Source organism: Streptomyces hygroscopicus subsp. hygroscopicus (genome assembly GCF_001553455.1).
GTDB classification, from domain to species: domain Bacteria; phylum Actinomycetota; class Actinomycetes; order Streptomycetales; family Streptomycetaceae; genus Streptomyces; species Streptomyces hygroscopicus.
This window is the reverse complement of record NZ_BBOX01000271.1, coordinates 16,163-27,379: the sequence shown is the minus strand read 5'-3', so window position 1 is coordinate 27,379 and position 11,217 is coordinate 16,163. Positions and strand designations below refer to the sequence as shown.

The window sequence follows — 11,217 nt, the reverse complement described above, 5'->3', positions numbered from 1 at the left end:
CGAGGACCCGCGTTCTTCGGTAGGTACGGCGGCGGGCGCCGGCCGGCGGGCGGTCGGGTACGGAACCCGCCGCGAGGTCCTCCGTGAGGGGCGGGCGTCGCCCGCCGCTACCGCCCTACCCGACGGCACGGCCGGAGTCCGGCCCCCACGCCGGGGCACGCCGGGGCACGCCGGGGTCGGTGGCGGGCGGAGGTGGGCGGAGGCGGCCGGACCGGCCGCCGTCTCGTTCCGCCCCGGCGCGGTGGCCCTTCAGGCGGGGCCGGTGACGCCCTTCCCGCCCCGGCCCGACGGCGGGCGGCCGGTTGCGCCCGGCGCCGCGGAGGAGGGGGAACCGGCGGGGCGGGCACGCAGATGGGCGCGCTCGCCCTGCGGCCCGAAAATCACCAGCAGCTCGACCGGGTGGTCGTCGGCGGGGCCGAGCCAGTGCGGGAGGTGGGTGTCGAACTCCGCCACCTCACCAGGGGTCAGCAGCAGGTCCCGGTCGCCGAGTATCAGGCGCAGACGGCCGTTGAGGACGTAGAGCCACTCATAGCCCTCGTGGGTCCTCGGCTCGGGTTCACCGGCGCTGGGAGCGATGACGAGTTTGTGGGCATGCAGGCCCCCGGCGCGGCGAGTGAGCGGTACGAACGTCATGCCGCCACGCACGACCGGGCGCAGGTTCACCCGGGGGTCGCCGGTCTGCGGGGCGCCGACGAGCTCGTCCAGGGGGACACCGTAGGCATGGGCGAGCGGGAGCAGCAGCTCCAGATTGGGTTTGCGTCCGCCTCCCTCCAGGCGGGAGAGCGTGCTCTCCGAGATACCCGTGGTCTCCGACAGGTGGGCCAGGGTGATGCCGCGCCTGCGGCGCAGTTCCCGCAGGCGCGGGCCCACGGCCGCCAGCACATCGCCGAGCTCGTCCATCGCCCCATCTTGCTGAAGCGGCATGACTCTTTGCAATCGAAGCGCCGGGACCGCATTCTCCTGGCGTCCCGCACTGCGGTGCGACAGACCCGGCCCGGCGCACGCCCCGCACGGGTGACTGTGTTCTTCGCCTCCGAGGAGAGACCACGATGACTGTCCCCGCACGCACCACCGGACCCGGACCCCGGACCCGGACCCCGGACCCGGACCCCGGACCCGGACCGGACCCGGCAGTCCGGGTCCGGTCCGGTGGCCGACGTGGCGTCGGGCGCGACCTTGATGGCCGTGCTGGACGTGGCCGTCGTGCACATCGCGCTGCCTCGGGCACAGAGCTGGTCAGCGGGGCGAAGACCGCTGACGGCCCCTCCGGGTCGGACACCCATCCGGTACACCCGACGATCCGAACGGAAACCCACTCCATGAGCGACACCACCCGTGACCACCCCACCGGCGGCGAAGCCGCACGGTTCTGGGAAGACCACTACAGCGGCCGCGGCCCGAGGGGGAAGGGCACGCCCAACCCGCTGCTCGCCGAGACCGCGGGCCGGCTGACCCCCGGCAGGGCCCTGGACCTCGGCTGCGGCGAGGGAGGCGACGCCGTCTGGCTGGCCGCCCAGGGCTGGCAGGTCACCGCCGTCGACATCGCGGCCGGTGCCCTGGCGCGCACCGCGCACCACGCCGCCGAGGCCGGTGTCGCCGACCGCGTCACCACCGAGCGGCACGACCTCGCCGCCACGTTCCCCGAGGGCACCTTCGACCTGGTCTCCGCCCAGTACTTCCACACCCCGTTCGCGCTTCCCCGCGCCGACGTCCTGCGCCGGGCCGCCCATGCTCTCACCGAGGGCGGGCTCCTGCTCATCGTCGATCACGGCTCGGTGCTCCCCTGGAGCTGGGACCGCGACCCCGAGACCCGTTTCCCCGGCCCGGAGGAGATTTACCACGGCCTCGCCCTCGACCCCGCGGGGTGGACACCCGAGCGCCTCGACCGGCCCCAGCGCGAGGCCACCGGCCCTGACGGGCAGACGGCCACCGTGACCGACACCGTCATCGCCGTGCGCCGCACCTCCTGACTCCGCGGCACCCCCCACCGGGTCACCCGTACCGGCCTCATCGCGGTCGGTTGTCCGGGCAGCACTCCGTCCGGACAGCCGGCCCGGACCCGTTCACCTCCCTTGAGGAGAGACCTCTGAGGAGAGACCTCCCGGGCCGGCGGCGGCCACCGGGGGTACACCGACCCCCCGGCCCTCACCGACTGAGACGGCCTGCTCAGGGCACGGTGGCCGACAACGCCGGGGTCAGGGCCGGTCCCCGGGTACGTACCTGTCCCGCCGCCGCTCCGGCCACGTGCTCTTCGCGGCAGTCGTGCCGGAAGGGGAGCCGGTGGTGGCGGGCCCCGGGGTCTGTGTGTCCCCGCACGCCTTCAGGTGTTTCCGCGGTTCGCGGGTGACGGGTTCCGGCCGGGGGCCGGGTGGCGAGGGGCCGAGGGGAGTGAACTCGGCGCCACTGCCACCGCCGTTCGCGGCGGACGGTCCCGGATCGGCGGGGACGTCTTCGACGGAGCGGAGACGTGGCAGGCGTGTGCGGTCGCCCGGGACCACCGGCTCCAGGTCCCTCCGGCGCCGGGGACCAGGCGGCGAAGCGGCGGCTACGCGTGCGACGCCTCCCACCGGGTGCGGAGGAGCGCCCGCAGCGTCGCGGCGCCCGCGGCCACCGCCGCCAGGTGCAGCACGGCCGCGAGTGCGAGGTTCTCCGGCAGGGCCGCATCGGCCGGTCGCGCGACCGCCAGATACAGGGTGAGCGGCAACTTCCAGCCGCTCCAGGCGAACAGCGAGCCCGAGCCGAGCCAGCCGAGCACCAGCGGACCCCAGCGGGGGACCCGCGCGGGCCGCCCCCGGACGGCGGCCCAGACGGCGGCCGCAGCCACGAGGGCCCAGAACCCGAAGACACCGGACAGCACACGCCAGTCGGGGTTCCGCTCGCCGCGGTGGGCGACGCCCACGGTGCCGCCGATCGCCCAGTACAGCCAGACGAGACCGACCGCCGCGCCGACCACGGCCGTCCACGGCGGCACCCTGGGCGAGGTCCCCCCGCCGTCCCCGAGCCGGCCGGCGAACGCGTCCGGCCAGCGCCGCCGCAAGTACACGGGCAGCGCGACGGCCAGACCCAGCGCCATCCCCACGAACCCGATCTGAACCAGCGCGGCCTCCCACGCGGGCATCGACGGATCCGCGTCGCTCCCGCCCTTCGGCGTGTCGTCGGCCGGGCCCAGCAGCGCATCGAGCACGGCGTACGGCAACACCGGGACGAGGAACCCCGTCCCCACCCAGGCGCAGAAGACCAACGGCGTCCCCGGCAGGCGCATCCCCCACGGCCGCGTCAGCGCGAGCGCCACCGCGATCCCGGTCCCCGCCATGCCGATGGTGGCGCTGTTGAGCACCACCCACTCCGCCTCGTCGAACCCGGCCCCGACCGGCAGCAGCCCCAGGAGCGAGCCGACCACCCATGACACCTTGATCAGCAGGTACGGCGTCAGCGCCAGCGCCGCCCCGTAGGCCCCTACCCGCCCGACCCGATCCCATCGGTCCACCCGAACTCCCTCCTCCGCCAGCAGAGTCCGAGTCTCGCCCCGCACCGCCCTCCGCGGCGTCGACCGCGAGGCGCATCCCCTTCATCACTCAGGGGGAGGGAGGGTCGGCCGACGGGAGCACATCGCTTCCGGCCACCCTCCGCACGCGGTGCCGCTCACGGTCCCGGCGGCCCCACGCTCCCCCGGCCCCGCCGTCCTGCGGTGCGCTCCGGTGGATGCAGGGCGCCACCGGACCGGCGATCCGCCTCACGGCGCGGGAGGCGCCGACACCGCCCGCGCGAAGGCGCCGTCACACCAGGAGGAAACCGTCCCGGCCGGGGGCCGTCCGGGCCCGTCGGCCGACGGACGGGCCACGAGAGGCTGCTGCCCCCGGCCGGGCGGAGAGGGGAGGTCCGCCGGACGGCGTCAGACCACGGCTCCGGCGGTGGCCGGTGAAGAGGCCGGTGAAGAGGCCGCCGGTGCACCGGCCAGTTCACCGGCCGGTGCACCGGCGGCTGACGTGGCCGACGGCGTGTCCGGCGGCCGGGGACCGCCGGCCCGGCTTCCCACCGCCCGTTCCGGGCCCGCTGGTTCTTCCTCCTCGGAGGTGAGTTGCGCGATCAGGGTTTCCCGGGCCCTGGCCACGCGGGAGCGGATCGTGCCGACGGGGCATCGTGCCACGGTGGCGGCTTCCGGATAGGTCAGCCCCAGCAGCTGGGTGAGCACGAACGCCTCCCGCCGGGCTCCGGGCAGCGCCGCGAGGAGGTCGCCGAGCACGACGCTCTCTTCGAAGCCGGGTACATCGCGCGGCTGGTTGCGTTCGGCGGCCGCCTGCCAGTCGTGGGTGGTGGCGAGCCGGGGCCGGGCCGACAGCTGCCGGATCCGGTCGGCCACCACTCTGCGCGCGATCACGAGCAGCCAGGTACGCGCGGACGCCCTCCCCTGGAAGGTGCGGAGGCTGCGCAGAGCGCGCAGATAGGTGTCCTGGACCAGGTCGTCCACCGCTTGTGGGTCGCCGCTGAGGTGTGCCACGTAGCGGCGGACGTCCGTGCGGGTGGCGCGGACGAACGCTTCCACGGCGTCCGGGTCGCCGTCGCGGGCCGCGAGCGCCCAGGACGTCACGGCGTCGTCGTCACGCATCCCGTCCCTCCCCGCGCCGGCCGCCGGTCGTGTCGGGGAGGATGGCGGCATGGTGTGCTCGCGGATCCGAACGGCCGTCTCCGCCCGCCTCGACGGTGAGCGACTGCCCCCTGGGGTGACGGCGGGGCAGTTGGCCGCCCATCTGAAGGGGTGTGCGGCCTGTCGGCTGTGGGAGGTGCGGGCCCGGCAGCTCACCGAGTACATCGAGCGGCTGGGGGAGTCGGACACCGCGCTCGGCACCGACGCGGGGGGACGGCCGGCCCAGCCGTCCTGACGGTGCGCCGGGCGCGTCCCCGGCGGTCCGGCGGACGAACCGGACGGCGAGGGCGCGGCGGCGGTCGCTCGGCACGGGGCGTCGCCGTGAACGCCTCGTGGCGCGGAGAGCGGAATCGGACATGGAGGGCACGGAGGGCACGGAGGGCGCAGATGGCCTCGGCATCCGGGCAGGGATCATCATCGGAAGTCCTTCGCATGATCCGGTGGCCGTGTTGCCACGGCACCGGCACAGTGAGTGGCCAGGGCGCGGCGACCGGCCGACGAGACGTCGTACCGGGTGCGTCCTGGCGTGGAACGGACCGGCTGTCAGCGGACAGCGGGCCCCGGCGGAGGACCCCGCAGCGATATGGCGTGGGCGAGCAGCAGGTCCCGCACGGCGCGGCGCGGCTCCTCGCGGGCCGCACCGGCGGACGGCGGGGCGTCGGGAACGACGACGCCGAAGACGACGATCAGCGGGGCGAACAGCCGGACGGCCGCCGCGCGTGCCAGCCGGAAGGCCGCGCGCTCGCCGCCCCACAGCCACCACGCGCTCAAGAGGGCGACCGCGAGGTGGGCGGCGACCATGCCGGTCATGGTTCCGTGCATGCCGTCGTGCGCCATGAGGCCGGGCACGGCGGTCAGCTGACTGGCCGACATCCATCCGCCGTGGTGGGCGTGTTCGGCCATGGCGGAGCCCGCGTCCCCCACCGGCCCGCCCAGCCCGGCGTTCCGGACCACCCGCGCGGCCTCGCCCTCGGAGAGCGACGCGCGGGCCGGTCCGCACAGCAGTGTGTCGGCCAACCGCCGGGACAGTGACGGCCGGAGGCCGCCGCCGTCCAGGGCCTGGCCGAACGAGAACGCGGTGTGCAGCGCCGCCTGGGTGCCCACGGTGAGCAGTCCCACCGCCACCGGGCCGCGCTCACGGCCGGTGAAACACCACACCACGGCGCCCGTCGCCGCCAAGGCGCCCAGCAGTGCCGGCAAGGGCACCAGGACACCCGATGTCATGACGTGTCCCAGGGCGGCGAGCAGCACGCAGACCACCGCGAACACCGCGGCCCGCACCGTTCTGAGCATCTGCCCCGCATCCATGACGCCGCTCATCGTCTCAGCGGGGCGGGGGCGCCGGACAGCCGGGTACGGAACGAGGACATGCGACGCCCGTATGGCGCACGTCACAACAATTCCCCGGAACTTTCTCCCGCGCGGCGCCGACTACTGGACCGGTGCGGCTCCGGCCGACCGGTACCGGCCCACGACCCAGGAGCGCCCATGTCCGCCGAACCCGTCGCCGCCGACTCAGAGGACGGCTCGCGGCAACCGCGTCGTGGCGCCCGCCTCCGGTGAGGGGCGGACCGCGCTGATGCGGCCTTCGGGGTGGGCCTTGCGGGCGGCGGCGATCTGCTGGGAGAGGGGCAGTTATGGGAACCCTGTTCGGGCTGCCCAACCAGATCGCCCTGGCCGCCCTCGCCTTCGCCCTGGGCGGGGCTGTGCCGCGGGTCCGGTGACCGATGGCCACCGGCCGGGAACTCCCCATGGGTTCGCCGCGACTACTGGAACGGGTGACGGAACCTCACCCGGGTACCGAGTGGATCCAGGAGTTGTGCGATGCGTTCTCGTGTGTGGGGCGGTACGGCGGCCGTCGTGCTGGGCGGCCTGCTGGCGGTGGGGTGCGGCGGCGGGGACCGCGGAAGGACGGACACGGCGGACGACGGCGGCGGGAAGGCCGGGAACCCCGTCTCCGGTGACCACCCGGTGACCGTCACCGACTGCGCGGGCGCCAGGACCACGTTCTCCGCCGCCCCGGAGAAGATCGTCACCAGCAACGCCGCCGGCCTGGAACTGCTGCTCCGCCTCGGCGCGGGGGACAAGGTGATCGGCACCGGCTTCCCGCCCGGCAAGGGCACGCTGCCCGGCGCGCTCGGCACCGAGGCACAGCAGGTCACGGTGCTGAGCCGGACCGTCATCCCCAAGGAGAAGCTGCTCGGCTCCGGTGCCGACCTGTACATCGACACCTTCGCGGCCATGGGGGGCATGGGCGGCGGAGGCATGGGCGACGCGCCGACCGAGGCGGAGTTCACGGCGGCCGGGATCAAACACATCTACCTGAAGTCCACCGCCTGCGCCGCCTCGGCCAAGAAGCCGGTCACCGACCTGTCCGCCGTCGAGGCCGACATCACCACCCTCGGGGCGGTCACCGGTACGAGCGCGAAGGCCAAGCGACTCGTGGCCGGGATGGAGGCGAAGGTGGACGCCGTCCGGAAGGCGGTCGGCGGTACGGCGCCGAGCGAGCGGCCGACGTACTTCTTCTTCGACTACGACGCCGGCACCAAGCAACCCACCGTCGTCTGCAACCGTCAGGTCGCCCATGCCGTGATCACCCTGGCCGGGGCCCGCAACGTCTTCGCCGACTGCGACGGCGACTACCGGCAGGTCGGCTGGGAGGACGTGATCGCGAGGAATCCGGACTGGATCCAGCTCGGCGTCCGCGACCGGGGCAGCGAGGCGGCGAACGACAAGGCGTTCGACGAGGCCGAGAGGTGGCTTAAGTCCAATGCGGCCACCAAGGGCCTGAAGGCCGTCCGGGACAACCACTTCGTGCGGGTCGGCTCCGAGCGGACCACCATCGCCGGAGTCGGGAACGCCGACACGGTCCAGCAGATCGCCAGGACCCTCTACCCCGGCAAGGTCGGCTAGCGGTGCCCGCGATGCTGTCGCGCCGCGAGCCGACGGACGCCGGGCACGGGCGGACCGCGGACACCGCTGAGCGGGCGCGCGCCCTGCCCGCCGTACCGGTGGCGCTCGTCCTCGGCGGGACGCTGCTGGCCGCGCTGACGGCGGCCGTGGCCTGGGGATCGACGTCCATCCCGGCCGCGGAGGTGTGGGGCGTGGTGTGGCGGCGGCTGTCCGGAGAGGCGCCGCGACCGGGTACGAACGATCTGATCGTGTGGCAACTGCGCGTGCCCCGAGCCCTGTTGGCCCTGCTCGTCGGGGCCGGGCTCGGCCTCGTCGGCACGGCGGTGCAGGCGCTGGTGCGCAACCCGCTGGCCGACCCCTATCTGCTGGGCATCTCAGGCGGCGCGTCCCTCGGCGCGGTGGCCGCGATCGTGCTCGGCCTCGGCGCGGGGGGAGCGCTGGGCCTCGGCCTGTCCGGGGCGGCCTTCGCCGGAGCCCTGGCCACCTTCGCGCTGGTGTGGGCGGTGGCCCGGCGCGGCGGGGGCTTCGCCCCGCTCCGGCTGGTGCTGGCCGGGGTCGCGATCGGCCAGTTCCTGTCCGGCTTCACCAGCTATCTCGTGTTGCGGGCCGGGGACGAGCAGCAGACCCACAGCGTGCTGTTCTGGCTCATGGGCAGCCTCGGCGGGGCCACCTGGGAACTGCTGGTGGCGCCCGCGGTGGCGGTTCCGGTGGCCCTGCTGTGGCTGCTGGCGCGGGCGCGGGGGCTGAACGCGCTGCTGATGGGCGATGAGACGGCGGCCGGGCTCGGCATCGACGTCGCCCGCCTGCGCCGGGAGCTGTTCACGCTGACCAGCGTGCTGACCGGCGTCCTGGTCGCGGTCTCCGGCGCGATCGCCTTCGTCGCCCTGATGGTGCCGCACGTCTGCCGCCTGGTCATCGGCGGCGACCACCGGCGGCTGCTGCCGGTCTCCGCCCTGTTCGGCGCCCTGCTGCTGGTCGTGGTCGACATCGTCTGCCGTACCGCCATGGACACCCAGGAGCTGCCGGTCGGTGTGGTCACCTCGCTCATCGGGGCACCGGCCCTGCTGTACCTGCTGGACCGGCGCCTGGGGAGCGGCAGGTGAGGATCGACATCGAAGACCTGCGCGTCGCCTACGCCGGCCGCACGGTCGTGGCCGGGGCCCGCCTGGTGGCGGCCGAAGGCGAGATCACGGGCCTGGTCGGCCCCAACGGCAGCGGCAAGTCCACCCTGCTGCGCACCGTCTACCGGCATCTGCGGCCCAGCGCCGGACGGGTGCTGCTGGACGGTACCGATCTGCGCGAGGTGCCCCCGGCCCGGTCGGCCAGACACGTGGCGGCCCTGCCCCAGGAACGGGAAACCGACTTCGAACTGACGGTGCGCGAGGTCGTCGCCATGGGGCGCACGCCCTACAAACGGGCGTTCGCCGGGGAGGACGCCACCGACCGGGACATCGTCGCCACGGCGCTGTCCGACGTCGGCATGGCCGGGCACGCCGGCCGCCGGTTCACCGCCCTGTCCGGGGGCGAGCGGCAACGGGTGCTGCTGGCACGGGCGTTCGCCCAGGACCCGGACGTCCTGGTGCTGGACGAGCCGACCAACCACCTCGACGTCCGCCACCAGGTCGAGCTGCTCGCCCTGCTGCGCGCCCAGCGCCGGACGACACTGGTGTCGCTGCACGACCTGAACGCGGCGGCGTCCGTCTGTGACCGGCTGCACGTGCTGCACGCCGGGGCCGTGGTGGCCTCCGGCAGGCCACGTGAGGTCCTCACGCCGGAGCTGATGGCCGAGGTGTTCGGGGTGCGGGCGGCCGTGGTCGACCACCCGCTGACCGGGGACCCGCTGATCGCCTTCGACCACCGGGACCCGGCCGCCCCCGAGGCGGACCGCGGTCCGGACGGCACCGAGGCGGCCGTGGCCTCGGGGACCGGACCCCTCGGACCACGAAAGGGATGGCGAAAGGAATGGCGAAGGGGACGCCGAAGCGGATGACGCAGCGGATGGCGAAGGGCCGGCCGGACGGCGGCTGAGCCGCGCACCGGCTGATCGCGTCGCTCGCACTGACCGCGAACGCCGCGGCCGTCCCCGCGCTGCCGCCGATCATGTTTTCACCACCGGTGCGGGAACTCACCCCCGGCTCCTTCCGACTCCTAGGACGAGGCCGCCAACCGGCGGCCGGTCAGCGACGGTGAGGGGCGAGAGGGTGACACAGCACGGACCCGGCCCGGAACGGCCCGGTCGGACGCCGGCCGGTGAGGACCGCTGGGCGCTGGTGGCCGTGGCGGGGGTGCTGGCGTTCGTGGCGATGCTCGACATGAACATCGTCAACGTGGCCCTGGCGGACATCGCCGACGGGCTGGACGTCTCCGCCGCCACCGCCCAGTGGGCGGTGCTGGCCTACCAACTGCCCGTCGTGGCGTTCCTGCTGCCCGTCGGGCGGTGGCTGGACGGCGGGGGGACGCGCCTGGTCGTACCGGCCGCCACCGCGGGATTCGGCCTGAGCAGCGCGCTGGCGGCCGTGGCGCCCTGGGCGGGCTGGCTGATCGCCGCCCGGCTGGCCCAAGGTGCCTTCGGGGCCGCGCTGTTCGTGCTGATGCCGGTGCTCGCGATGCGTGCGGTACGGCCGGAGCTGCGCGGACGGGCGATGAGCGTGCCCGCGACGCTGGGCCCGCTGGGCGCGGTGACGGGACCGGCCGTGGGCGGTCTGCTGCTGGACCACTTCGGCTGGCGCTCCGTCTTCCTCGTCAAGATTCCCTTCTGCCTGCTGGCGCTGGTCCTGGTGTGGCGGGCGATGCCGCGGGACGGCAGGCCACGTCCGCCCGACGGCCGGTCACTGCTGGACGCGCTGCTGGTGGCCACCGGCGTGGTGGCGCTGCTGCTGCCGCTGACCCTGGCGTCGGAGGATCCCGGGTGGCTGGTGCTCGTGGCCGCGGCCGTTCCGCCGCTGTGGTGGTGGCTGCGCGGTCCGGGCGGCCGTCCGGTGGCCGGTGTGCTGCGGGTCCCGGGGCTGCCGCGGGCGCACGGGGCGGTGCTGGCGCTGGCCGCCGGATTCGCCGCCATGCACTACGTCGTGGCCCTGCACCTCCAGCGTGACGACGGGGTGAGCGCCACCACGACCGGTCTGACCGTCCTGGCCTTCCCGCTCGGTATGGGGCTGGCCGGTCCCCTCGGCGGACGCCTCGCCGACCTCCGCCGCGCCCGCGGCTCCGCTCGGGCAGCGGGCATCCCTCTCGGCCCCCGGCCGGTCGCGGTCACCGGCGCCGTGCTCACCGCGGCCGGTCTGCTCCTGCTCGTCCCGCTGGGTGACGGCTGGTCACCGTGGGACGTGGCCTGGCGGCTGACCCTGGCCGGGGTGGGCATGGGCCTGGCCGGCGGCCCCACCCAGGCCCTGGTCATGGGTGCCGCGCCACCCGACCGGACCGCCACCGCCGGATCCACGGTGCAGCTCGCCCGCAGCCTCGGCTTCACCCTCGGGCCCGCCCTGGCGACCGCGGTCCGGGGCCTTGCCGGGCCCGGCGACGGCGTACCCGCCGGGCTCGCCCTGGCCGCCGGAGCCGCCTGTCTCGCCGTACCCCTGCTCGCCCTGCCCGGCCGACGGCCGGCCACTGCGCCCGACAAGACCACCGGCGCGGCACCCGCCGCCCGCCCCTGACCCCAGGAG

10 protein-coding genes are annotated in these 11,217 nt (G+C 75.0%); 6 read left to right on the top strand and 4 right to left on the bottom strand.

From position 1 onward, the window contains the following. Window positions 1-249: 249 nt before the first annotated feature. On the bottom strand, window positions 250-900 hold the full coding sequence (locus tag AXW62_RS25990; protein ID WP_060946640.1) for a helix-turn-helix domain-containing protein: 651 nt from the start codon (window positions 898-900) through the stop codon (window positions 250-252). Window positions 901-1,319: 419 nt separating this feature from the next. On the opposite strand from AXW62_RS25990, the gene AXW62_RS25985 reads away from it, so the two are divergent. Then, complete coding sequence (locus tag AXW62_RS25985) at window positions 1,320-1,970, top strand: SAM-dependent methyltransferase (RefSeq protein ID WP_060946639.1); 651 nt, start codon at window positions 1,320-1,322, stop codon at window positions 1,968-1,970. A 575-nt stretch (window positions 1,971-2,545) separates the two neighbouring features. On the opposite strand, the gene AXW62_RS25980 is transcribed toward AXW62_RS25985, so the two are convergent. After that, entirely contained in the window at window positions 2,546-3,487 is a 942-nt protein-coding gene (locus tag AXW62_RS25980; RefSeq protein WP_060946638.1) for a hypothetical protein, read from the bottom strand. A 405-nt stretch (window positions 3,488-3,892) separates the two neighbouring features. Beyond that, entirely contained in the window at window positions 3,893-4,606 is a 714-nt protein-coding gene (locus AXW62_RS25975) for a sigma-70 family RNA polymerase sigma factor (RefSeq protein ID WP_079115794.1), read from the bottom strand. A gap of 49 nt (window positions 4,607-4,655) precedes the next feature. On the opposite strand from AXW62_RS25975, the gene AXW62_RS25970 reads away from it, so the two are divergent. Continuing rightward, window positions 4,656-4,880, top strand: a complete 225-nt coding sequence (locus AXW62_RS25970) for a zf-HC2 domain-containing protein (protein ID WP_037647376.1) — start codon at window positions 4,656-4,658, stop codon at window positions 4,878-4,880. Between the two features lie 308 nt (window positions 4,881-5,188). Here the strand turns inward: AXW62_RS25970 and AXW62_RS25965 are convergent, their stop codons facing one another. After that, window positions 5,189-5,953: a hypothetical protein gene (locus tag AXW62_RS25965; RefSeq protein WP_063817659.1), complete on the bottom strand. Its 765-nt coding sequence runs from the start codon at window positions 5,951-5,953 to the stop codon at window positions 5,189-5,191. 516 nt (window positions 5,954-6,469) lie between these two features. Between AXW62_RS25965 and AXW62_RS25960 the strand changes: the two genes are divergently transcribed. The 4 genes from AXW62_RS25960 (at window position 6,470) to AXW62_RS25945 (ending at window position 11,208) form a co-directional block, all read left to right on the top strand. Continuing rightward, window positions 6,470-7,558 (top strand): ABC transporter substrate-binding protein, encoded by a 1,089-nt coding sequence (locus AXW62_RS25960; protein ID WP_174556430.1) that lies wholly within the window; start codon window positions 6,470-6,472, stop codon window positions 7,556-7,558. A gap of 11 nt (window positions 7,559-7,569) precedes the next feature. Then, window positions 7,570-8,661, top strand: a complete 1,092-nt coding sequence (locus AXW62_RS25955) for a FecCD family ABC transporter permease (protein WP_252368732.1) — start codon at window positions 7,570-7,572, stop codon at window positions 8,659-8,661. Further along, window positions 8,658-9,548: an ABC transporter ATP-binding protein gene (locus tag AXW62_RS25950; RefSeq protein WP_252368731.1), complete on the top strand. Its 891-nt coding sequence runs from the start codon at window positions 8,658-8,660 to the stop codon at window positions 9,546-9,548. Before AXW62_RS25955 ends, AXW62_RS25950 begins: the two co-directional genes overlap by 4 nt. Before the next feature lie 211 nt (window positions 9,549-9,759). Then, window positions 9,760-11,208 (top strand): MFS transporter, encoded by a 1,449-nt coding sequence (locus AXW62_RS25945; protein ID WP_060946636.1) that lies wholly within the window; start codon window positions 9,760-9,762, stop codon window positions 11,206-11,208. Window positions 11,209-11,217 lie beyond the last annotated feature (9 nt).